Annotated in this window: 18 protein-coding genes; 13 read left to right on the top strand and 5 right to left on the bottom strand. The window is 63.4% G+C overall.

Annotated elements, in window-relative coordinates; all coding sequences use genetic code 11:
• From BUA41_RS10830 to BUA41_RS10815, 4 genes are all read left to right on the top strand, one after another.
• A complete protein-coding gene (locus BUA41_RS10830; RefSeq protein ID WP_072822661.1) occupies window positions 1-498 on the top strand; it encodes a DUF192 domain-containing protein in 498 nt (165 codons plus the stop codon).
• A gap of 78 nt (window positions 499-576) precedes the next feature.
• Complete coding sequence (locus tag BUA41_RS10825; protein ID WP_072822659.1) at window positions 577-1,611, top strand: DctP family TRAP transporter solute-binding subunit; 1,035 nt, start codon at window positions 577-579, stop codon at window positions 1,609-1,611.
• A gap of 75 nt (window positions 1,612-1,686) precedes the next feature.
• A complete protein-coding gene (locus BUA41_RS10820) occupies window positions 1,687-2,160 on the top strand; it encodes a TRAP transporter small permease (protein ID WP_072822657.1) in 474 nt (157 codons plus the stop codon).
• The gene (locus BUA41_RS10815) at window positions 2,150-3,448 is read left to right on the top strand and encodes a TRAP transporter large permease (protein WP_072822654.1); all 1,299 of its coding nucleotides are present in this window, start codon (window positions 2,150-2,152) and stop codon (window positions 3,446-3,448) included. The genes BUA41_RS10820 and BUA41_RS10815 overlap by 11 nt, the downstream gene beginning before the upstream one ends.
• A gap of 37 nt (window positions 3,449-3,485) precedes the next feature.
• On the opposite strand, the gene BUA41_RS10810 is transcribed toward BUA41_RS10815, so the two are convergent.
• The gene (locus tag BUA41_RS10810) at window positions 3,486-4,013 is read right to left on the bottom strand and encodes a macro domain-containing protein (protein ID WP_072822652.1); all 528 of its coding nucleotides are present in this window, start codon (window positions 4,011-4,013) and stop codon (window positions 3,486-3,488) included.
• 521 nt (window positions 4,014-4,534) lie between these two features.
• Here BUA41_RS10810 and BUA41_RS10805 point away from each other — a divergent pair.
• The 5 genes from BUA41_RS10805 to BUA41_RS10785 all read left to right on the top strand — a co-directional run bounded on the left by BUA41_RS10805 (window position 4,535) and on the right by BUA41_RS10785 (window position 10,728).
• Window positions 4,535-5,506 carry a TAXI family TRAP transporter solute-binding subunit gene (locus tag BUA41_RS10805; RefSeq protein ID WP_072822650.1) on the top strand — a complete coding sequence of 324 codons (972 nt, stop codon included), beginning with the start codon at window positions 4,535-4,537 and terminating at the stop codon, window positions 5,504-5,506.
• A 149-nt stretch (window positions 5,507-5,655) separates the two neighbouring features.
• Entirely contained in the window at window positions 5,656-8,244 is a 2,589-nt protein-coding gene (locus tag BUA41_RS10800; protein WP_072822647.1) for a TRAP transporter permease, read from the top strand.
• Between the two features lie 14 nt (window positions 8,245-8,258).
• Window positions 8,259-8,687 carry a universal stress protein gene (locus BUA41_RS10795; protein ID WP_072822644.1) on the top strand — a complete coding sequence of 143 codons (429 nt, stop codon included), beginning with the start codon at window positions 8,259-8,261 and terminating at the stop codon, window positions 8,685-8,687.
• Between the two features lie 19 nt (window positions 8,688-8,706).
• A complete protein-coding gene (locus BUA41_RS10790) occupies window positions 8,707-9,666 on the top strand; it encodes a ZIP family metal transporter (RefSeq protein WP_245791899.1) in 960 nt (319 codons plus the stop codon).
• A gap of 252 nt (window positions 9,667-9,918) precedes the next feature.
• On the top strand, window positions 9,919-10,728 hold the full coding sequence (locus tag BUA41_RS10785) for a DUF2189 domain-containing protein (protein WP_371829245.1): 810 nt from the start codon (window positions 9,919-9,921) through the stop codon (window positions 10,726-10,728).
• Between the two features lie 92 nt (window positions 10,729-10,820).
• On the opposite strand, the gene BUA41_RS19790 is transcribed toward BUA41_RS10785, so the two are convergent.
• Window positions 10,821-11,024 carry a metallothionein gene (locus BUA41_RS19790; RefSeq protein ID WP_072822640.1) on the bottom strand — a complete coding sequence of 68 codons (204 nt, stop codon included), beginning with the start codon at window positions 11,022-11,024 and terminating at the stop codon, window positions 10,821-10,823.
• Window positions 11,025-11,403: 379 nt separating this feature from the next.
• Here BUA41_RS19790 and BUA41_RS18965 point away from each other — a divergent pair, with 379 nt between their 5' ends.
• Entirely contained in the window at window positions 11,404-11,781 is a 378-nt protein-coding gene (locus BUA41_RS18965) for a hypothetical protein (protein ID WP_139249105.1), read from the top strand.
• Window positions 11,782-11,954: 173 nt separating this feature from the next.
• On the opposite strand, the gene BUA41_RS10770 is transcribed toward BUA41_RS18965, so the two are convergent.
• The 3 genes from BUA41_RS10770 to cra all read right to left on the bottom strand — a co-directional run bounded on the left by BUA41_RS10770 (window position 11,955) and on the right by cra (window position 15,687).
• On the bottom strand, window positions 11,955-13,880 hold the full coding sequence (locus tag BUA41_RS10770) for an alkaline phosphatase D family protein (RefSeq protein WP_072822636.1): 1,926 nt from the start codon (window positions 13,878-13,880) through the stop codon (window positions 11,955-11,957).
• 82 nt (window positions 13,881-13,962) lie between these two features.
• Complete coding sequence (locus tag BUA41_RS10765; protein WP_072822634.1) at window positions 13,963-14,622, bottom strand: phosphoribosyltransferase; 660 nt, start codon at window positions 14,620-14,622, stop codon at window positions 13,963-13,965.
• A gap of 75 nt (window positions 14,623-14,697) precedes the next feature.
• The gene (gene cra / locus BUA41_RS10760; protein WP_072822632.1) at window positions 14,698-15,687 is read right to left on the bottom strand and encodes a catabolite repressor/activator; all 990 of its coding nucleotides are present in this window, start codon (window positions 15,685-15,687) and stop codon (window positions 14,698-14,700) included.
• Between the two features lie 450 nt (window positions 15,688-16,137).
• On the opposite strand from cra, the gene ptsP reads away from it, so the two are divergent.
• The 3 genes from ptsP to BUA41_RS10745 are packed head-to-tail and all read left to right on the top strand — an operon-like array spanning window position 16,138 to window position 21,772.
• The gene (gene ptsP, locus BUA41_RS10755; protein WP_072822630.1) at window positions 16,138-19,026 is read left to right on the top strand and encodes a phosphoenolpyruvate--protein phosphotransferase; all 2,889 of its coding nucleotides are present in this window, start codon (window positions 16,138-16,140) and stop codon (window positions 19,024-19,026) included.
• Window positions 19,026-19,994, top strand: a complete 969-nt coding sequence (gene pfkB, locus BUA41_RS10750; protein ID WP_072822628.1) for a 1-phosphofructokinase — start codon at window positions 19,026-19,028, stop codon at window positions 19,992-19,994. The genes ptsP and pfkB overlap by 1 nt, the downstream gene beginning before the upstream one ends.
• Window positions 19,991-21,772: a PTS fructose-like transporter subunit IIB gene (locus tag BUA41_RS10745; RefSeq protein ID WP_072822626.1), complete on the top strand. Its 1,782-nt coding sequence runs from the start codon at window positions 19,991-19,993 to the stop codon at window positions 21,770-21,772. Before pfkB ends, BUA41_RS10745 begins: the two co-directional genes overlap by 4 nt.
• The last annotated feature ends 68 nt before the right edge of the window (window positions 21,773-21,840 follow it).

The following is a 21,840-nucleotide window of genomic DNA, read 5'->3' as shown; positions in this document are numbered from 1 at the left end:
ATGCATGATGTGAAGGGGAGGCTGCTCGCCTGCGTCGTTTCGACCGCGTGGCTCGTCGTAGCGAGCCTGGCCGTGGCCGCTCCGGCCCTGGAGCGTGGTCGGGTCCTCGTCCATGGCGACGATCAGACGTATCGTCTCGACGTCGAGATTGCCCGCACTCCCTCGGCGCGCTCCTTCGGCCTCATGGAGCGGGACCATCTGCCCAGGGACGCCGGCATGCTGTTCGTCTATCCTCGCGAGCAGCCGCCCGGTAGCGGCTTCTGGATGTATCGCACTCGCATCCCCCTCGACATCGCCTTCTTGAGCGAGGACGGCGAGATTCGCGCCATCCACGCCATGCCGCCTTGCCCTGGCGAACGTCCCTCGAACTGCCCCTCCTATGCTGCGGGTGTCCCCTTCAGCGCGGCGCTGGAGGTCAATCGAGGCTATTTCGCTGAACGCGGCGTCGAGGTCGGTGATCGTTTAACGCTTCCTCGAAAAGTAGCTTCCACTCATTAACGTGCCTTTTCTACAATGCACTTCCCATCGACAACAATACCCTGGCCGTGCGATCGGCCTCCCGCAAGGATACTGCTCATGTTGATACGCCGCTTCTCGTTGCCTGCTGCATCATCTCTTTCCTCGACCCTTTCCGCCGTCGTGCTGGGTGCCGGCCTGCTATGCGCTGCCCTGAATGCCCAGGCTCGGGAATATTCCGTCTCGACCGTGCTCTCCGATGCCTTCCCGTGGGGGCAGGCTGCCGAGAAGTGGGCCGATCTGGTGGAGGAGCGCTCCGAGGGCCGCATGACCCTGCGTGTCTACCCCAACTCTCAGTTGGTCAATGGCGACCAGACCCGGGAGTTTTCGGCGATGCGCCAGGGATTGATCGACATGGCCGTGGGTTCGACCATCAACTGGTCGCCCCAGGTGCCGGAGCTCAATCTGTTCTCGCTGCCTTTCCTGATGCCCGACACCGAGGCGGTGGATGCCATCACCGGCGGCGAGGCCGGCGACATGGTCTTCGAGGCCATCGAGTCTCGTGGCGTGATACCGCTGGCCTGGGGCGAGAATGGTTTCCGCGAACTCTCCAATTCCCGGCAGCCGATCACCTCGCCGGAGGATCTCGACGGCTTGAAGATCCGTGTGGTCGGTTCGCCGCTGTTCCAGGATACCTTCACCGCCCTGGGGGCCAATCCGACCCAGATGAGCTGGGCGGATGCCAAGCCGGCATTGACCACCGGAGCCGTCGATGGCCAGGAGAATCCACTTTCCGTTTTCGACGTGGCACGCATCGACCAGGTGGGGCAGAAGTATCTGACCCTGTGGCACTACATGAACGATCCGTTGATCTTTGCCGTCAATCGGCAGGTCTGGGAGCAGCTGCCCGAGGAAGACCGGGAGATTCTACGCCAGGCGGCCCTCGATGCGGGCCAGTGGGAGATCGAGATGTCTCGCGAGCAGAAGGATGAGCGACTGGCCGCCATCAAGGAGCGCGGGGTCGAGGTCAGCGAACTCAGCGCGGAACAGCGCCAGGCCTTCGTCGAGGCGACCCGGAGTGTCCACGAGCAGTGGACGCCGCAGATCGGTGAGGAACTGGTCGAGGCCGCTCGCCGGGCAGTCGATAAACGCTAGGCGGCCAGAAGCGTCATTCTCTGTTGATCTCGCCGCCGGCCCCGTCCTCGGGGCCGGCACCGCATGGGAGGAGTTATGCAACCGGATGCTCGCCTCGAGCGAATCCTGGCAACCTCGGCGCTGGTGATCATTGCCCTGATCAGCCTGGGCAACGTGGTCGTACGCTACGTGACCAACGTATCCTTTGCCTTCACCGAGGAGCTTTCGGTGTTCCTGCTGGTGGTGTTGACCTTCGCCGGCGCGGCGGTGGCCCTGCGGCGCAACCGTCATGTGCGTATCGGCCTGCTGGAGCGTGCCTTGCCCGAGAGAGCACGCCAGCCATTGATCGTCTTTCAGTGGCTTTCCGGCGCTACGGTGCTGGGCCTGATCCTCTGGTTCGGCGCCAAGCTGACGCTCCAGGAGTATCAGTGGCAGACTCAGTCGCCAGGACTGGGCGTGCCTCAATGGTGGTATCTCGTCTGGCTGCCGGTGTTGGCCGCCCTGATGCTGCTGCGCTTGACGCAACAGACCCTGGATCGCCTGCGAGGGAGACTCGATGATGAGCCCTGACGCGTGGATGATCCTAAGTTTCCTCGGCCTGCTGATTGCCGGGGTGCCGGTAGCCCTCTCCCTGGGGTTGGCCGGGGCAGTGGGCATCGTCAGCGGGCTGTCGCCGATGATGCTGGCCACCTTGGGAACCAATACCTACAACAGCGTTGCCAAGTACCCGCTGATCGCGATTCCGCTGTTCATCCTCACGGGCCTGATCTTCGAGCGTGCCGGGGTGGCGGCGCGGCTGGTACGCTTCGCCCAGGCACTCATCGGTCCGCGTCATGGCGGCCTGGCACTGGTCGCGGTGCTGGTGTGCATGATCATGGGGGGCATGAGCGGCTCGGGGCCGGCGGATGCCGCCGCGGTGGCCATGGTGATGCTGCCGAGCATGACTCGTGCCGGCTATCCCAGGCCTTTTTCGGCGACGCTGATTGCCGCCTCGGCCTCCACGGCGATTCTGATACCGCCTTCGGTGGCATTGATCCTCTATTCCATCGTCGTGCCCGGGGTCGATCTGCGTGCCCTGTTCGCCGCCGGCCTGTTTCCGGGCATACTGGCGGGATTGTCGCTTCTGGTGCCGGCCTTCTGGCTGTCGCGACGGCATGGATGGGAGGCCCCGACAGAGGTCGAGCGCCCGCCGCTGGGGGATAGCTTTCGCCAGGCATTGCCGGCGTTGTTTGCCCCGGTGATCATCCTCGGTGGACTGCGTAGCGGCTTGTTCACCCCGACGGAAGCGGCGGTGGTGGCGGTGGCCTATGGCGTGCTGGTGGGTGTGTTCGTCACCCGCGAACTCGGTATGCGCGATCTATGGCAACTGTTCGGCGAGGCGGCGACGATCTCCGGGGTGGTGATGCTGATCATTGCCCTGGCCGGCATCTTCGCCTGGGCGGGCACCATGCTGGGGACCTTCCGGCACATGGCCGAGTGGCTGATCGCTCTCTCCGATGACGGCACGCTGCTGCTGATACTGATCATGCTGGCGGTGCTCGCTGCCGGCATGCTGCTGGATGCCATTTCCATCTATCTGATCCTGATGCCGATCCTGGTGCCGGTGATGCAGCATTTCGACTGGAATCCGGTATGGTTCGGCATCCTGCTGGCAATGAACATCGCCATCGGCCAGTTCACGCCCCCGGTGGCGGTCAATCTGATGGTGACCACCGAGGTGGCGAAGATTCGCCTCGAGCAGACGCTGGGCTGGGCGCTGGTGTTCGTTGTCGCCATGGCCGGGGCATTGCTGCTGGTGGCGCTGTTTCCGGAGATTGCTCTCTGGTTGCCGCGGGTGCTGGGGTATGCTGTCCAGTGACATTCTGGCCAGCATGCCTGGGCGTGGCATCGGCGTATTACCCTTCCTGCATTTCTTCCAGCATCTGCTGATGCAGGCGCGTCGCTTGCGCGTCGAACAGCACGAAGCGGATATGGCGTAGCGATCGGCAGCGACGGCTTTCCTCGATCACCGTCTCCAGCGCGATGCGGGTGGCTTCGTTCATGGGGTAGCCGAAGGCACCGGTCGAGAGTGACGGAAAGGCCAGCGACGACAGCGCATGCGCTTCGGCAAGACGAATGGCCTCCCGGTAACAGCTGGCCAGCAGCCGGTCCGAGGGCTTGTCGACACCGTAGACGGGACCCAGGCAGTGGATCACATGGCGATTGGGCAGTTCATGGGCGCCGCTGATCACCGCTTCCCCGGGGCGGATCGGTGCCAGGGGGCGGCACTCTTCCTCCAGCCCGGGGCCGGCGGCACGGTGCAGGGCACCGGCCACGCCGCCGCCAATCGTGAGTTCTGCGTTGGCGGCATTGACCACGGCATCCATGTCGGGCTGATGGGCGATATCGCCCTGCAGGCACTCGATCAAAGGCTGAGTTTTCATTGGCGTCACCTGTCGGAATACGTTGTCTCTCGCATGGATGATGGACGATCGAGCCCCTCGAAACACCTCAGGGTAGCGGCCGGGACGACCTGGAATGGGTGTCGCGGCCGAACCGCCATCCGGTTCGAGAGAGCAAGATAAAAACTTGTTTTGAAATACTTTGTATGTGTAGGATTAACGAACTGTGAACGCTCTGCAGGGGATGAACTTTCATGGCTGCACTCCTCTTGCGTGCCAGTCAATGCAAGTTTAGCAATGTCTTTTGCACCGTGCCGGCCTGGAGGGTATGTTGGCATCACCGACCCCGATGCACGGCGGCCACCTGGCCGGCCGCGGTATCGGTCAAGGCAAGCAGGTTGCACGGCGTCACATGCGCCGTCATGGCGTTCGCTAGCCTAGGAAGTATATCCATCTATACTGGTCTCAGGATGGCAGGAATGATTGAGCGACCGGTAACAGCTCACAGTATCGATAATCGTCGGTACAAGGTCACAACAACGTAAATCTATGAGGTGTCTTGCATGAAACGCCATTTCCTCTCTGCAGCCATGACGTCCGGCGCGCTGCTGGGTGCTGCGATGTTCTCCACGCCAGCCATGGCTCAGGAGCGCTATATCACGATCGGGACGGGTGGTCAGACCGGAGTTTATTACGTGGTTGGCCAATCGGTCTGCCGCATGGTCAACCGCGTCGAGGACGCGAACATCAAGTGTAACGCACCCTCCACCGGCGGTTCCGTCGCCAATATCAATGGCATCAAGTCCGGTGAGTTGGACATGGGGGTCGTGCAGTCCGACGTGGGTTATCGAGCCTACAATGCCGAAGGTAACTTCGAGGAGCCTTTCGAGGAAATGCGCTCGGTCTTCACCATGCACGGCGAGCCGTTGACCCTCCTGGCACGTGCAGATTCCGGCATCGAGGATTTCGAAGATCTCAAGGGCAAGCGGGTCAACATCGGCAACCCGGGTTCCGGTCAGCGTGCCACCATGGAAGTGCTCATGGATGCCAAGGGCTGGACCATGGACGACTACGCCCTGGCTTCCGAGTTGACCGCAGCCGAGCAGGCGGCGGCCCTGGCCGACAACAACATCGATGCGATGGTATACGTCGTGGGCCACCCCAACGGTTCCATCCAGGAAGCCACCACCACGGTGGATGCCAACCTGATTCCCCTGACCGGTGATGCCGTCGATCAACTGGTGGAAGAGTATCCGTACTACACCAAGTCGACCATCCCTGGCGGCTTGTACAAGGGCAACGACGAGGACACCGAGACCTTCGGCGTGGCCGCGACCTTCGTCACCGATGCAGACACGGATGCCGACGTGGTCTATGAGACCGTCAAGGCAGTCTTCGAGAATTTCGATCGCTTCAAGCGGCTGCACCCAGCCTTCTCCACCCTCGAGCCCGAGCAGATGATCAGCCAGGGCCTGACGGCACCTCTGCACGAAGGGGCCGAGCGCTACTACAAGGAGCGTGGCTGGGTCGAGTGATCCTGAAAGGGACATCGACTCGTAGTTGACAGGAATGATGCGCGGGTGCCGGTGGCGCTCGCGCATTTTTCGGTTATGGGGGCTCTCGCAGCAGCGTACCCTGAATCATTGGTCGCTTTTTCGTACCCGTCGACAAGCAGGGAAGAAACATGGCTGAAGATAAACAGAACTCCTCTACGTCGTCCATCGATCTGGACGAGCTGGTCTCCAGCGATACGGGCTCGAGAACGCTAACCGGACTACCCAACAAGATCCTTCTGGGCACTGCGGCTGCCTGGTCATTGTTTCAATTGTGGATCGCCTCACCCTTACCCTACATCGTCGGTTTCGGTGTGTTCAGTGCCACGGAAACGCGCTCCATCCACCTGACCTTCGCGTTGTTCCTGGCCTACCTGGCCTATCCGGCGTTCAAGCGCTCGCCCCGTGATCGGGTGCCTCTCACCGACTGGGCCCTCGCCGCGGTGGCAGCCTTTACCGCCGCCTACATCTACATCTTCTACGATCAGTTGGCCCAGCGACCCGGTGCGCCTATCCTGCAGGATGTCGTCGTGGCCGTGCTGGGGCTGATACTGCTGCTCGAGGCGACCCGCCGGGCACTCGGTCCTCCCTTGATGATCGTCGCGATGGTGTTCCTGGTGTACTCCCTCGCGGGCCCCTACATGCCGGCCATGCTGGATCACCAGGGGGTCAGCCTGTATGGCTTGGCCAACCACCAGTGGCTCACTACCCAGGGGGTGTTCGGTATTGCCCTGGGGGTCTCGACCAGTTTCGTCTTCCTGTTCGTGCTGTTCGGCGCCTTGCTCGACAAGGCCGGTGCCGGTAACTACTTCATCAAGGTGGCGTTCTCGCTGCTGGGTCATTATCGTGGCGGCCCGGCCAAGGCGGCCGTGGTGGCCTCGGGCATGACCGGGTTGATCTCCGGTTCGTCGATCGCCAATACGGTGACCACCGGTACCTTCACCATCCCGATGATGAAGCGCGTCGGCTTTTCCGCCGAGAAGGCAGGCGCCGTCGAGGTTGCCTCCTCGGTCAATGGCCAGATCATGCCGCCGGTGATGGGAGCCGCAGCCTTCCTGATGGTGGAGTATGTGGGCATCTCCTATGTCGAGGTCATCAAGCACGCCTTCCTGCCGGCGCTGATTTCCTACATCGCGCTGATCTACATCGTTCATCTGGAAGCGTTGAAGGCGGGCATGCAGGGTCTGCAGAGCAGTAATCCGCCCAAGCCCTGGCTGCGCAAGATCATCGGCTTCCTGACGGGGCTCCTGCTATTGATGGCGCTGTCGTTTGCCGTCTATTACGGTCTGGGCTGGCTCAAGCCGGTGCTGGGAGAGGCCACGCCCTGGGTGGCAGCGGTAGTGCTGTCCATCGTCTACGTCGGGCTGTTGAAGGTCGGTTCACGCTATCCCGAACTCAAGGTGGACAATCCCAACGACGACATCACTCATCTTCCACAGACCAAGCCCACGGTGATGGTCGGGTTGCACTACATCCTGCCGGTGATCGTGCTGGTATGGTGTCTGATGGTCGAGCGGTTGTCGCCGGGGTTGTCGGCCTTCTGGGCGACGGTGCTGATGATCGTCATCATGATTACCCAGCGCCCGCTGACGGCCATCTTTCGTGGCCAAAGCGACATGGGCGAGGACATCAAGCGTGGCTTCGTCGATCTGTGGGATGGCCTGATCGCCGGTGCACGAAACATGATCGGCATCGGTATCGCGACCGCGGCGGCAGGCATCATCGTCGGTGCGGTGTCCCAGACCGGCGTGGGCCTGGTGCTGGCCGACCTGGTCGAGACACTGTCGATGGGCAATCTGCTGCTGATGCTGCTGCTGACCGCCGTGCTCAGCCTGATCCTCGGCATGGGACTGCCGACCACCGCCAACTACATCGTCGTGTCGGCCTTGCTGGCCCCGGTCGTGGTGTCCCTGGGGCAGCAGAACGGATTGATCGTGCCCCTGATCGCGGTGCATCTGTTCGTGTTCTACTTCGGCATCATGGCGGACGTCACGCCTCCGGTGGGGTTGGCCTCCTTCGCTGCGGCGGCGGTTTCGGGCGGTGATCCGATCCGCACGGGCTTCCAGGCCTTCTACTACAGTCTGCGCACTGCCGCACTGCCGTTCCTGTTCATCTTCAATACCGAACTGCTGTTGATCAACGTGAGCCCGTTGCAGGGCGTGGTGATATTCATCGTGGCCACCGTGGCCATGCTGATCTTCGCCGCGGCCACCCAGGGCTTCATGATCACTCGCAATCGCTGGTACGAGAGCCTCTTGCTGCTGGTGGTCGCCTTCACGCTGTTCCGGCCCGGCTTCTGGATGGACATGATTCATGACCCCTACCGGGACATCCCCCCGCAGAACTTCGAGCAGGCGATGGGCGATGTCGACAAGGGCAGCAACCTGCGAGTTCGCATCGATGGTCTCGATGCCTACGGCAATCCCACGAGCTTCGTCATTCTGGTACCGGTACCAGAGGGCGAAACCGGGGCCGAGCGCATGGAGAATCTGGGGCTTGAACTGATGCAGGAAGATGGACGCACCCTGGTCGACATGACCACCTTCGGTAGCCAGGCGGAAGAGCTGGGCTTCGAGTTCGACCAGGAGATCGCCTCTGTCAGGGCACCGGTGGAGCGCTGGGACAAGGAGTGGATGTGGATTCCGGGGCTGGCGCTTTTCGCCCTGGTGGTATTGTTGCAGCGCCGTCGTCGTCGAACCGCGTCGACGGCCACGGCCTGAAGGAGGAAGCCGTCATGCACGACAAGATCGTTTTACCTGTCGATCTCAATGCGCCCAAGTCCTGGGAGAAGGCACTGCCGGAAGCGCTGGCATTGTGCAAGGCTTTCGATGCCGAACTGTTTCTCGTCACTGTGCTGCCGGACTATCGCATGCCGCTGGTGGGAAGCTATTTTCCCGCCGACTTCAACAAGAAGGCGCATCAGGCGCTGTCCGAGGCCCAGCACAGGTTCGTGGAACAGCACATTCCTCCCGAGATCAAGACCCAATGCGTGATCGCCGATGGCTCGCCCTATGAAGGCATCATCAAGTCGGTCAAGGCCCTGGGGGCCGATCTGGTCGTCATGGCCTCGCACAACAAGCGCCGGTTTGCCGATTACCTGCTGGGTCCGAATGCCGAGCATGTCATGCGCCATGCCGGAATCTCGGTCCTGATCGTACGTTGAGGGCGAGGCGAGAAAACGCATGCTCGCGCCCGGCCTCGTGCCGGGCGCCATGCTATCGAATGAGCGCAAGGGGAGAGTGATGAGAGTCGTGGTCAAGGACTCGCGCATGGGTTGGCGTCTACCGCTGCTTGGGTCGATCATCGTGTTGCTGATCGTCGGTTGGCTCGTGGTGCCGGTGCCGGCATTGCTCCTCTGGCTAGGCACGCTGGACACGATGCAGGCCGGCATGCTGGCCAGCCTGGTGGCTGGACTGTTCACCCCGGTCGGCGCGCTGCCGGTATTGCTGCTCAAGCGCATCTCTCAGCGTACCGAAGACACGCTGATGGGCTTCGGTGCCGGGGTCATGCTCGCTGCCACGGCGTTCTCGCTGGCCAAGCCCGCCGTCGAGGAGGCCGAGCGCCTGTCCGGAGCCATGTTCCCGGCCTTGCTTATCGTCATGATGGGCATCGCGGTCGGCAGCTTTCTGATCATGGCCATCGAACGCTGGTTGCCCCACGAACACTTCATGATCGGCAAGCGCAGTGGCGCCGATGCGGCCAAGATGCGGCGCATCTGGTTGTTCGTCTTCGCGATCACCATTCACAACCTGCCCGAAGGATTGGCGGTCGGCGTCGGCTACGGCACCGGGGACATCAACGCGGGTCTGGCCTTGACCCTGGGGATCGGTCTTCAGAATCTGCCCGAGGGGTTGATCGTGGCCCTGGGCCTGATCGCGGTCGGCTATGGCCGAGGGGTAGCCTTCGGGCTGGCCTTCTTAAGCGGGCTTGTCGAACCGATAGGTGGCGCATTCGGCGCGGTGGCGGTGGCGCTTGCCGAAACCCTGTTGCCTTGGGGGCTGGCCTTTGCCGCCGGGGCGATGCTGTTCGTCATCAGTCACGAGATCATTCCCGAATCGCACCGCCAGGGGCATGAACGCTATGCCACCATGGGGGTGCTGGGAGGATTCACCTTGATGTTGATGCTCGACTCGATACTCTGATGACGGGCAACCGGCCGGGTTGTCGAGCCGCCAGGAGGAGACGAAAAAGCCCCTGAAAATACCGTTTGCATCTGAAGAAGCCCCTGTCTGTGCTTTCGCTCGAGGTCGACTACATTAAGAACAGGGGGAGCGGTACGCCCAGATTCATGGGCCAGCGTATCGTTTTTTCCATCCTGAATCCGTCATCCGCAAGTCGGGTGCTCGAGACCCCGGCGGATGGGTCCGGCAATGAGCAGTACGAGGGGCAATGCTATGATGGTGGACGCCAAGAAGAATACTTCGGCCACGCAAGCCAACACCCAACTGACGATCAATCGCATCGATATCAACAGGCCTCGCCAGTGGCTGATCGCAGGGATCAACGATTTCCGCAGTGCGGCAGCGGTCAGCCTGGCCTACGGCCTGTTCTGGGTAGGCGTCAGCCTGGCGGTCACCGTGGGCGCTTACAGCATGGGACTCTGGCACTGGCTATTGCCGTTGGTGGCCGGATTCATGTTCCTTGGTCCTCTGGTGGCGGTGGGCTCCTATGGCATCAGTCGCTGCCTGAGCAGGGGAGGAATCCCCAACATGGGAGACGCCTTCGGCGCCTGGGCCTCGAATACCGGGCAACTGGCCATGATGGGGCTGATGATGATGATCTTCTTCATCATCTGGATTCGTGTCGCGACGCTGCTGTTTGCCCTGTTCTTCGGCTTCAACGTGCCCAGCCCTCTGGAGCTCTACTCGGCATTGTTCACCACCGCCGAGGGGCTCGGCATGCTGCTGGTCGGAAGCCTGTTCGGCGGCGTGCTCGCCTTCGGCGCCTTCTCCATCAGCGTGGTGGCGATTCCCACCCTGATGGATCGCGACCTGACCTTCATGGAGGGCATCGAGGCGAGCGTTAAGAGCGTGGCGCGCAACTTCAGGCCCATGCTGCTGTGGGCGGCAATCCTGACCGGCTGCACCATCGTTGGATTCGCCACGCTCTTCATCGGGCTCGCCGTGATCCTGCCGGTGCTTGGCCATGCCAGTTGGCATGCCTATGAAGACCTGGTCGGGGTCGAGCAGGGGAACGACGGTTGAGCAGGATGGCTTCTTTTTGACAATACAGGTACGAATCGCCGGGCACTCTAGCGCCCGGCGATTCGTATCTCAAGCCATTCCTCTGCGCCGCCCTAGTGGTCAGCACAGTGATTGCAACAGTAAGTCCTGCCATCCCGCTCGGTACCGTGTCCGATGATTCGTGTACCGCATGTCGCGCAACTGGGCGCGAGCTTGGCAATGGCGCACTCGAAAGAGTCGAAGGTATGGGTCTGGCCTTCCTGGGTGAGTGTGAATGCCTTGTCGTAGTCGTTGCCACACTGATCGCAAATCGCCATAAGTAAATACCTCCTTCAAGGATGTCTGCTGCTTGTGGATCGAGGTTTTAAAAATGCCAATTCTTGCCTTGTGATTCACATCCATGTGGGAAATGTGTTAGTGCAGGAACTGGCTTGGAGCCGGGCCTCGCTCGCTGACTTTCCAAATAAAGCCTAGCAGAGAACGGCGTTTTTGCTAAGAGAATCACGCCAGGCAGCGGTGGTTTTGTTCGTCTTTATGGATGCGTAAACAAGCTTCTTGTTACTTGTGTTAATTTTATTAGCTTAGGTTAATTTTTGGCTTAAATCTGTTACCTTGAATTGCTTGACGCCTTTCCTGGGGCGTAACTAGTTTTTGAAATGTTACAGTGGAAATGACAACGAGTCTTGGTGAAGGGCAATGTACAACGCCCTTCAAGAACGCCTTTCAAGTAAGGCGAGCGAGCCTTACGAAAGCCGGCGTGGCGTCTCGTTTCGAGTGACCCGGCACTACCCTGGCGTTGTTGAAGGGTGGTGCCAGACCATGGATGGCAGCTCATGGAACACATGTTTTGCAAGATCACAGGAGGCGGTTATGGATAACCCAGTGAAAGACAAGAATTACGATATGATAAGCTCACTCTATCATCTGGCACAGGGCTCGGAGATGAGCAAGCAGTATGCTAGAGATGCCGAAAAAGAGGGCGACAACGATGCGGTCCAACTGTTCAATGAACTTCAGCGAAATTATTCCGAGTTTGGAGACAAGATAGCAAGATTGCTCAAAGAGCGTTTATAGAAAAGCGAAGCGAACAACGCTCAGGAAGAGCAGCTGATAATACGGAAATTATTTAATAAGAAACATTGCCTTTGTTCATCACCGTTAGCCCGCCTCGGCGGGCTTTCGCCGTCGATGTGATAAAGGAGGGGCGTCACGAGTGCCGCTGGCTTGGAAGTCTGTGATGGAAGGAGTTACCTCGATTTCTCGCAAAAGCTCACCGTGACCCCGTCGGCACCGAGCTCCAGGATCTCGACGGGTCGGCCTTGCCCGTCGAGGCGCACGAGTCCGATGCCGGCACCGTTCCACAACCGCTCCCCGGCCTTGGCGCGATCCGGAATGAAGGGGGTTATCTGCATGCGCCGCCGCTTGGTGAACCAGTTGAGCGGCGACCAGGGGGCATAAAGCCAGCGGTTGAGCCGATCGAACCAGTCCAGCAGCGTATCGGGAAACCCGTTCTTGATGCCGCTGCTGGTGACCTGCCAGATGCGCGGGCTATCCTCGTGATGGCGGATGCGCACATCGTAGACGAAGGAGTAGTGCACGTCGCCGGAGAGAATCACGTAGTGGCGTGGCGTGCGGGTATGGCGAAAGATATTGAGCATGACCTGTGCCGCGCCACGGTGGGCCATCCAGTTTTCCGCATCCACCAGCAGCGGCTTGCCCGCCCAGCTGAATATTCGTTGAACGCCCTCGATCAGCTTGACGCCGAACATCGGCGCCGCCGAGACGATGATCACCGCGGGCTCGTCGAGCAGTTCCTGCTGGAATTCCGTGAGGGCTTCCCAGTCCATCAGCCCCGAGGGGCGGAATCGGTTGCGTTCGCTGCGCCAGCGGCGCGTACGGGTGTCGAGCACCACCATCTTGGGCGTGGTCGGCAGACAGAACTCCCAGCCCTCGAAGCGCAGCAGGTCGGTGATCAAGGCGTCCTGGCGCCAGCGCGGCAGGTAACCATCATCGTCGTGCTGCTCGAGCAATGTCTGCAAGCGGACGATTGGCTCATTCAGCCTACCGGGGTCGTTGCCCCAGCCCTGGCACAGCAGGTAGGCGATCAGGGCATTGCCGACGATGCGCCGCGAGAAGGGGTGTCCATAGGCGGTTTCTTCCCAGGCCGCGGTCAGGTTCCAGTCGTCGGTGATATCGTGATCGTCGAAGATCATCAGTGTTGGCACCTGGGCCATGAGCCTCGCGGCTCGGGGCAACTGTTCCACGAATGCCTCGATCACGGGGCGCTCTTCGCCGAAACGATGGGCATGCTCCTCGTGGAGTTCCGGCGTCTTGCCGGGGATCAGTGTCCAGGGCGTCGGCGACCAGACCAGCAAGTACATGGCCAGCACTTCGCTCAGGGTGATCAGGTGATTGGCGGCATTGTCCGTGGTGAACACCGGCTTCTCGACCCCGCCGAAGAAGCGTTCGCGCAGGGCCTCGGTGGACTCGACCTGGGGCAGCAGGCATTCGCGGCGGTAATAGGTCTCCTCGGCGGCATAGAGCGCTTCACTGTCATCCACCACCGCGCCCTCGAGCCGTTCTCCCCAGAGCCCCAGGCGTCGGATCAGCTCATGGATGGCCGAGAGCATCGGGCCGGCCACATCGTCGGCGTAGATCTGGTCGCCGGTGAACAGCAGCAGGGCGGGGCGTTCGGCCGGTCGTTCGTGGCGTTCCTGCAGCCAGGCATCGGCCCGGGCCAGGCCATCCCTGGAAAGATGATGAGGCTTACGGCAGGAGCCGTGCAGCACGCTGTCCAGCCGCGACTTGATCACGAAGCTCGGGCGCGTCTCATCGCCGTAGAGCAAGTGCGGTGCCCAGTCGGCAATGCCTGTCTCCCCGCCCTCGGGCTGGCCCGCACGCAGGTCATAGCCGATGGCCTCATCCTGAGGGAGGGGCGTAGCTAGCGTCACATCGACCAGGTGCGCATGGGCATGACGGCCCAGGGCCAAGCAGCGACACTGGCTGTCGTCCAGGGCGATGGAGACGTCGGCGGCGGTCGCAGGATGCAATGTCAGGCGCAGCGAGAGGGGGCGAGACGCCACCAGCCAGAGCACCAGACGCCGTGGCTCGACGCGACGCAGGATCGGACCGACGAGAACATCGGGAAGCTGGCTGGAAAACCTGTCGTCCATGAAGAGCAGTCAGCGCCTTGCAGGAAAGGCCCAGCATAACCGTTGCCACATGCCCTTGACCAATGTGCTCGCGGGAGGCCCTTCAGCCATGGTCAGACGTCATGCTCTCGTCGAGACACGCCCTGACCTCGTCGTCGGTGGTCTGGCCGAAATCGACGTACCACTGGCCCACCGCGCGGAAATGCGCCGGGGCTTCCACATAGACGACTTCGTCGACCTCGCTGGCCAATGCCTCCAGTGTATCGGGCGGTGCGACCGGCACGGCCAGCACCAGGCGTTCGGCTCCCAGGCGATGCACGGCCTGGATCGCTGCACGCATGCTGGCGCCGGTGGCGATGCCGTCGTCCACGAGTATGACCTGGCGACCCTTCAGCTCGGGGTAGGGACGCTCGTCGCGATAGGCCGCTTCCCGCCGGGCCAGTTCCCGACGCTCGTCCTCGATGACGGCCTCCAGGCGTTCATGGCCGATGCTCAACCGTTCGATCAACGGCTCGTCGAGCACCGTGATGTCGCCGCTGGCGATGGCGCCCATGGCGAACTCCTCATGACCCGGCACACCGAGCTTGCGCACCACCATCACGTCGAGAGGCGCTTTCAGCACCTGGGCGATTTCCGCTGCCACCGGAACGCCTCCCCGGGGCAGCCCGAGCACCACTGTCTCGTCTGTACGGGCAGAAGCCGCGAGCCGTTCGGCAAGTGCCCGGCCGGCGGCGCGGCGGTTGGCGAAGGGGAGTTCCGACATCTTGACCTCCTGAGCAGGCTCTGCAATTTCTTGACCTGATAGTGTCCTCGTCTGCGAGGGCTTTTGCCAGTAGGGTCACGCCTCGGGGCGTCGCTGCCGGAGCGAACGTTCGATGAAGTCGCAGCCGGGCCGGTATTCCCCTCGGGCGGCCGCCAAGGCCCGGGCCAGGGTCAGTTCCGCAATGCGAACATGATCCTGCGGCAGGGAATTGACCGGCTGAGGCAGGAAATCGAGCAGGCGATCGTCGCCGAAAGTGGCCAGACGCAACGCCTCGGGCAGTCCGCCTTTTCCGAGCAGCACGTCGAAGACGCCATCGAGCAGGGTATAGGAGGCCGTGACCAGGGCATCCGGCAAGCCTTGCTCCTCCAGCAGTTGGCGCATCAGGCGCGCACCCTCGGCGCGATCGTAGCGCTTGCCCGTGAACACCAACGGTAGGGCGGCGCTGGCGGCCAGCGCCTGATGGAAGCCCTTGCGGCGCTGCCGGGTGATCGAGAGGGCATCCACGGCATCGAACCAGGCGACACGCTCGACCCCGGGGCTCAGCACCGAGCGAGTCAGTGCCTCGGCGGCGGCACTGTCATGGCTGACGATGCAGGTAAAGTGCTCCGGATCCAGCATGCGGTCGACGGCAATCACCGGCAGCCCCCCGGCCTTGAGCTCCCGATAGAAGTTGTCGTCCGATGGGAGGCTGCTGGCGACGATCAATGCCTGACAGCGTCGGGCGCGCAGGGCCAAAGCCAGTTCGCGTTCGGTGGCGGGGTCGTCATCGGAGCCGGCGATCAACAACTGGAACCCCTGCTCTCGGGCCCCACGTTCCAGGCGCTTGGCCAGGCGCGCGTAACTGGCGTTCTCGAGATCCGGCACGATGAGCCCCAGGGTGCGGCTCTGGCCACGACGCAGCGCGGCGGCCTGGGCATCGACCCGATAGTGATGACGTTCGACCACGGCCATGACCCGGTCCACGGTATCCTGGCTGATGCGATGCTGCTCCGCCTTGCCATTGATCACGTAGCTTGCGGTGGTACGCGACACCCCGGCAAGACGGGCGATTTCGACAAGGGTCATGAGGGCTCCTCAAGTGCGCAGGCTGGTAGATGTTCTCTAGGCTTTGTCCGAAAAGTGCCTGCGCTCGCCCATACGGCGTTAAAAATCGACTCAAAGTACTCATTTACACCGCGTAAACTCCGTTTTTGGGCTCGCGACATCCATGTCGCTTGCTCTTCGAGCAGCCATGCTGCCCAAATCGGCTATCCTGCCGATTTGTCGTCGATTTTTGCTTTGTGACCCACATGGATGTGGGAAATGCGTTAGCCCGCAGGAGCGGGCTTAGCGCTGGCCATCGCTCGTCGACTTTTTAGACATAGCCTAGACTCCGGGAGGGGAGTGGGCAGCCCTTCGAAGGTCGTAGAGTTCCATGCTTGATTAATACGCTGAATGCTTTCAGCATGACGCAAGATTAAGGCTGACACGATTCAGCTTTTCGGTGCAAGGCTTGCCAGAAAGCGAGGAGGTGAAATGCTCACGCTGCATCAGGATGACGTATTGCTCGATCGCCATGCCGAGGATTGGGGTGATGCCCTGGATCAGGCTGCGGCATCGCTGGTCGAGGCGGGCCGGGCCACGCCGGAATACCGGCAGGGCTTGCATGAGCGCGAGGCGCAATCCTCGACTTACCTGGGTAACGCCATCGCCATCCCGCATGGCACCCCGGAAAGCCGCGACCAGGTGCTTGCCACCGGGGTGCGCGTGCTGCAATTTCCCGCCGGGGTCGAGTGGCACGATGGCAATCGCGTGCATGTGCTGGTGACCATCGCCGCCCAGAGCGACGAGCATCTGGATATCCTTCGTGCCCTGACTCATGTGCTGGATCGAGAGGGCGTGGCGCAGCGTCTGGCCCAGGCCGACAGTCGCACCGCGATCATCGCCGAACTCTCCAGGGCGCCGGTGGTGGCACGCGTCGATATCGACACGCTGTGCCTCGACTTCCCGGCCAAGGACCGTTTCGAGCTGGCGCTGGCTGGAGCTGCGCGCCTGCGCCAGGCAGGTTGTGTCAACGGCGACTTCGTCTCGGCCATCCTCGAACAGGAACCCGTGGCCCTGGGACAGGGTCTGTGGCTGGCCAGCAGTGCCTATGGCGTGACGACTCCCTCCTTGTCGCTGGCCACTCCCGAATCGGCTTTCGTCGGTCCCAAGGGGCCGGTCAACGGGGTGTTCTGCCTGGCGGCCCAGGGCGAGGCCCACCTGGGATTGCTGGACCGTCTGGCCACGCTGCTCGATGCCGGGGATGGCGAAGCCCTTGCCGACGCCGATGCCGCCACTGTGCTGGCCCGCCTGGCCGGGGAGCGCGCCGGTGCCGAGACCGCTCGTGTCCGGGTGCTCAATGCCCACGGCCTGCACGCTCGTCCGGCCAAGCAACTGGTGCAGGTGGTGCGTCACCAGGGCATGCCGATCAAGGTGCGCCTGCTCGAGGGCAGCGCTGAAGCGGTGTCCGCCGCCAGCCTGACCAAGGTCATCGGTCTCGGCGCGCGGCGCGGTCAGACCCTGGTGTTCTCCGCCGAGGGCGAAGGCGCGGCGGAGGCACTCGCGGCAGTGACCGGGGCCGTCAATGAGGGGCTGGGTGAAAAGGTCGCGGCCTTCGAGGAGCGTCGCGATGTCGATGTCGTCGACGAGACGCCCGTCGCGCTCGAACCGCTGGCCGCGGACACCCCGCACCCCGGTGTTGCGGCTGCCCCAGGGCTGGCGATCGCCCCGGTCTTCGTGATGCGCCTGCCGCGTTTCGACTATGCCGAGCGCGCCCAAGACCTCGATGACGAGCGCATCGGCGATGCCAGTGATGTCGTGACAGCCCAGAAGGAACGCCTGGCCCGCGCCCTCGCCGAGGCCGCCGAACAGCTCGAGGCGCTGATTCGGCGTGCCCAGGGGGGCGAGGTTGCCCAGATTCTCTCGATGCACGAAGAGATGCTCGAGGACCCCGAATTGCGCGAGTCGGCTCACGAGGGCATCGACGAGGGGTTGTCCGCCGAGGCGGGCTGGTGGCGAAGCATCGATACCGCCGCCAGAGCCCAGGAGATGCTCGCCGATCGACTGCTGGCAGAGCGCGCCGCCGACCTGCGGGATGTCGGCCGGCGAGTGCTGGGACTGTTGTGCGGTGTCGCGATGCCCACGCCCCCGGACGCCCCCTACATCCTGGTCACCGACGACGTCGGCCCCTCCGACGTGGCGCGTCTGGATACCGCCAAGGTGCGTGGCCTGCTCACCGTCCGTGGCGGGGCGACCTCGCACAGCGCCATTCTCGCCAGAGCCCTGGGCATCGCTGCCGTGGTGGGCGCGGGGGGGCGCGTCATGACCCTCGAGAACGGCAGCGAGCTGATACTCGATGGCGAACGTGGCCGGGTGATCCCCTCTCCTTCCAAGGAGCGGCGAGATCGTGCCCTGCTGCGCCTGAAGGAGAACGAGGCGCGCCAGCGAGACGCCTATGCCGCGCGTTTCGAGGAGGGCCGCACGCAAGACGGCCATCGCATCGAGGTGGCCGCCAATCTGGGCAATACCGCCCATGGCGCAGACGCCGTCGAACATGGCGCCGAAGGCGTCGGTCTCTTGCGTACCGAATTCGTCTTCATGGCCCATGCCGACGTGCCGGACCTGGAGACCCAGATCGGCGAATATCGTCAGGCCATCGACGCCCTCGACGGCCGGCCGCTGGTGGCGCGCACCCTGGATGTCGGCGGCGACAAGCCGTTGCCTTACTGGCCGTTGCCCCAGGAGGACAACCCCTTCCTGGGCCTGCGGGGCATTCGTCTGGCGCTGACTCGCCCGGAGATACTGGAAACCCAGCTGCGTGCCTTGCTCACCGCGGCCGGCGACAAGCCGCTGCGCATCATGTTCCCGATGGTCAAGGATATCGCCGAGTTCCGCGCCGCACGCCTCATCTTCGAACGGGTGCAAGAACAGATCCGGGCCCCGGATGTACAGCTCGGCGTGATGATCGAGGTGCCTTCCTGCGCCTTGCTGGCACCGAGCCTGGCCGAGGAGGTCGATTTCTTCTCCATCGGCACCAACGACCTGACTCAGTACACCCTGGCCATCGATCGCGGCCACTCGGAACTTTCCGCGCAATCCGACGGCCTGCATCCGGCGGTGCTGCGGCTGATCCAGATGACCGTCGACGCGGCGCACGCCAGGGGCAAGTGGGTCGGCGTGTGCGGTGAACTGGGCAGCGATCCCCTGGCGGTGCCGGTGCTGGTGGGGTTGGGCGTCGACGAGTTGTCGGTATCGGTGCGCCAGGTACCCATGGTCAAGGCACGGCTGCGCGAGCTGACGCTCGCTGAGGCCCGCCGGCATGCCGAACTGGCCTTGAGCCAGGCGACCAGCGACGCGGTGCGTGAAGCCCTGGAGGCACTGTGATGGCCAGGGTGCTCACGCTCAGTCTCAATCCGGCCCTGGACCTGGCGATTCATCTTGAAGCGTTGGCCTTGGGGGAAGTCAATCGCACCGAGTCGACCCGTTTGGACGCGGCAGGCAAGGGCGTCAATGTCGCTCGAGTGCTGGTGGCGCTGGATCATGAGGTCACGGTCTCGGGGTTCCTCGGTGCCGCCAACGAGGCCCCTTTCCTGAGCGCCTTCGTCGAACTGGGGGTGGAGGACGCCTTCCTGCGCGTGCCCGGCGAGACGCGTATCAACGCCAAGGTGTCCGAGCGGGGCGGGCGCGTCACCGACATCAATGGACCGGGCATGCATGTCGACGCCGCCGCCTTCCAGCGGCTGGTCGACGATCTCGATGCCAGGATCTCCGACCCGGCGCACCGTCCCGACGCGGTGGTGATCGCCGGCAGCCTGCCGCCCGGTATTTCGCCCGACGACCTGGCGACACTGATCCGGCACCTGCGCGGGCAGCGTCTGCCGGTCTGGGTCGATACCAGCGGCCCGGCGCTGGAGGCTGCCATCGCCGCCCGTCCCAGCGCGGTCAAGCCTAACGAGCAGGAGCTCGCCGCCTGGGCGGGCGAGGTGCTGGACAGCGATGCGGCCCGTCTTCGCGCCGCCCGGCGCCTGCATGCCGCTGGTATCGAGGAGGCGCTGATCTCCGCCGGCGGTGACGGCGTGTTGTGGGTCAGCCGCCGCGGCGCCTGGCTGGCGACACCACCCCGGGTGGCCGTGGGCAGCACCGTCGGCGCCGGCGATACGCTGCTTGCCGCCATGCTGCATGGCGCGCTCGCCGATCTGCCTGCCGAGCCGGCCCTGGGGCTGGCCACGGCACTGGCCGCCGAATCCGTTCGTCATGTCGGCGTGGGGGACCCCCAGGCCGCCGATTTCGAGCAACTCCAACAGCAGACCCGTGTACGTCGTCTGGACGACGCGGAGGAAACGTGCCTATGAATATCATCCTGATCACCGCCTGTCCGAGTGGCATGGCCACGACCTTTCTTGCCGCCCGCCGACTGGAGCAGGCCGCGAAGCAGCGTGGCTGGCAGCCGACCGTGGAGATGCACGGCGAACTCGAACCGCTGAAACCGGCGAGCCAGGCCGCCATCGATGCCGCCGAGCTGATCGTCGTGGCGGCCGACCGGGTACCCGACCCCCAGCGCTTTGCCGGCAAGCGGCTGTTTCAGGCACCTATCCATCAGGCGCTTCCGGATCCGTCGGGATTTCTCGAGCGGGCCAATCGGGAAGCGGTTGCCTACGATGCGCCCGAAGCCGCGTCCTCCACGGCGCCCGAAGCTGCGTCCTCCACGGCGCCCGAAGCCGCGCCGGCCGCCACCCAGGGCAAGCATATCGTCGCGGTGACGGCGTGCCCCACCGGGGTGGCCCACACCTTCATGGCCGCGGAGGCGTTGGCCGAGGCAGGACGCGCCCTCGGGCACCGGATGCGGGTCGAGACCCAGGGCTCGGTAGGGGCCCAGGACGCGCTGACCGACGATGAGATCCGTGATGCCGACGTGGTCATCCTGGCCTGTGACATCGAGGTCGACCCGACCCGCTTCGCCGGCAAGCGGGTATGGCGCACCTCCACCGGCAATGCCCTCAAGAAACCCCGACAGACCGTCGAGGAGGCCCTGGCCCAGGCGGAAGTGGAAGGCCAGGCCAGCGGTGACCAGGCAGGCGGCGAACGCAAGAAGGGCGTCAAGGAGAAGGGCGTCTACAAGCACCTGCTGACCGGGGTGTCCTTCATGCTGCCGATGGTGGTGGCGGGTGGCCTGCTGATCGCGCTGTCCTTCGTGTTCGGCATCGAGGCCTTCAAGGAAGAGGGCACGCTGGCTGCGGCATTGATGCAGATCGGCGGCGGCAGTGCCTTCAAGCTGATGATTCCGGTATTGGCCGGTTATATCGCCTACTCCATCGCCGACCGTCCCGGCATCGCCCCGGGGATGATCGGCGGCTGGCTGGCCGCGGATATCGGCTCGGGCTTCATCGGCGGGATCATCGCCGGCTTCCTGGCCGGTTACGTGGCCAAGGCGGTTACCCAGCACGTCAAGCTGCCGGCGAGCGTCGAATCCCTCAAGCCGATCCTGATCATCCCGCTGGTGGCAAGCCTGGTCACCGGCCTGGTGATGATCTACGTGATCGGCGAACCGGTGGCAGGCATCCTCGCGGCATTGACCAGCTTCCTCGAGAACATGGGCTCGGCCAATGCGGTGCTGCTGGGCATCCTGCTCGGCGCGATGATGTGCTTCGATCTCGGCGGGCCCGTCAACAAGGCCGCCTACACCTTCGGCGTCGGGTTGCTGGCCTCCGAGACCTATGCGCCGATGGCAGCGATCATGGCCGCCGGCATGGTGCCGGCCATCGGCATGGGCATCGCCACCTTCGTGGCCCGCTCGAAGTTCGCCGAGGCGGAGCGCGAGGCGGGCAAGGCCTCCTTCGTGCTGGGGCTGTGCTTCATCAGCGAAGGGGCGATCCCCTTCGCCGCCAAGGACCCGCTGCGGGTAATCCCCGTTGCCATGATCGGTGGCGCAATCACCGGCGCGCTGTCGATGCTGTTCGGTGCCAAGCTGATGGCACCTCACGGCGGCATCTTCGTGCTGCTGATCCCCAACGCCATCTCGCCGGTGCTGCTCTATCTCGCGGCGATCGTCGCGGGCTCGCTGGTGACCGGTCTGGGCTACGCCATGATCAAGCGCGGCGAACAGGGCCTGGCGGTGGAAGCCAACGCCTGACGTCCATCGGTCGATGAATACACGCCGGCGCCCTCGGGCGCCGGTGATGATTTCGACCCTGAATATCG

This window comes from Modicisalibacter ilicicola DSM 19980, from assembly GCF_900128925.1.
In the GTDB taxonomy this organism is placed as follows: Bacteria; Pseudomonadota; Gammaproteobacteria; order Pseudomonadales; family Halomonadaceae; genus Modicisalibacter; species Modicisalibacter ilicicola.
This window is presented reverse-complemented; position numbering and strand designations above follow the sequence as displayed.

What these genes read in the sequence shown, in the direction of transcription:
- cra (WP_072822632.1), bottom strand. Translation starts at nt 15,687, where the DNA reads ATGACCCTTGTCGAAATCGCCCGTCTTGCCGGGGTGTCGCGTACCACC.
- BUA41_RS10805 (WP_072822650.1), top strand. Translation starts at nt 4,535, where the DNA reads ATGAAACGCCATTTCCTCTCTGCAGCCATGACGTCCGGCGCGCTGCTG.
- BUA41_RS18965 (WP_139249105.1), top strand. Translation starts at nt 11,404, where the DNA reads ATGTACAACGCCCTTCAAGAACGCCTTTCAAGTAAGGCGAGCGAGCCT.
- BUA41_RS10795 (WP_072822644.1), top strand. Translation starts at nt 8,259, where the DNA reads ATGCACGACAAGATCGTTTTACCTGTCGATCTCAATGCGCCCAAGTCC.
- BUA41_RS19790 (WP_072822640.1), bottom strand. Translation starts at nt 11,024, where the DNA reads ATGGCGATTTGCGATCAGTGTGGCAACGACTACGACAAGGCATTCACA.
- BUA41_RS10830 (WP_072822661.1), top strand. Translation starts at nt 1, where the DNA reads ATGCATGATGTGAAGGGGAGGCTGCTCGCCTGCGTCGTTTCGACCGCG.
- BUA41_RS10790 (WP_245791899.1), top strand. Translation starts at nt 8,707, where the DNA reads ATGCTCGCGCCCGGCCTCGTGCCGGGCGCCATGCTATCGAATGAGCGC.
- pfkB (WP_072822628.1), top strand. Translation starts at nt 19,026, where the DNA reads ATGGCCAGGGTGCTCACGCTCAGTCTCAATCCGGCCCTGGACCTGGCG.
- BUA41_RS10820 (WP_072822657.1), top strand. Translation starts at nt 1,687, where the DNA reads ATGCAACCGGATGCTCGCCTCGAGCGAATCCTGGCAACCTCGGCGCTG.
- BUA41_RS10770 (WP_072822636.1), bottom strand. Translation starts at nt 13,880, where the DNA reads ATGGACGACAGGTTTTCCAGCCAGCTTCCCGATGTTCTCGTCGGTCCG.
- BUA41_RS10765 (WP_072822634.1), bottom strand. Translation starts at nt 14,622, where the DNA reads ATGTCGGAACTCCCCTTCGCCAACCGCCGCGCCGCCGGCCGGGCACTT.
- BUA41_RS10745 (WP_072822626.1), top strand. Translation starts at nt 19,991, where the DNA reads ATGAATATCATCCTGATCACCGCCTGTCCGAGTGGCATGGCCACGACC.
- ptsP (WP_072822630.1), top strand. Translation starts at nt 16,138, where the DNA reads ATGCTCACGCTGCATCAGGATGACGTATTGCTCGATCGCCATGCCGAG.
- BUA41_RS10785 (WP_371829245.1), top strand. Translation starts at nt 9,919, where the DNA reads ATGATGGTGGACGCCAAGAAGAATACTTCGGCCACGCAAGCCAACACC.
- BUA41_RS10800 (WP_072822647.1), top strand. Translation starts at nt 5,656, where the DNA reads ATGGCTGAAGATAAACAGAACTCCTCTACGTCGTCCATCGATCTGGAC.
- BUA41_RS10810 (WP_072822652.1), bottom strand. Translation starts at nt 4,013, where the DNA reads ATGAAAACTCAGCCTTTGATCGAGTGCCTGCAGGGCGATATCGCCCAT.
- BUA41_RS10815 (WP_072822654.1), top strand. Translation starts at nt 2,150, where the DNA reads ATGAGCCCTGACGCGTGGATGATCCTAAGTTTCCTCGGCCTGCTGATT.
- BUA41_RS10825 (WP_072822659.1), top strand. Translation starts at nt 577, where the DNA reads ATGTTGATACGCCGCTTCTCGTTGCCTGCTGCATCATCTCTTTCCTCG.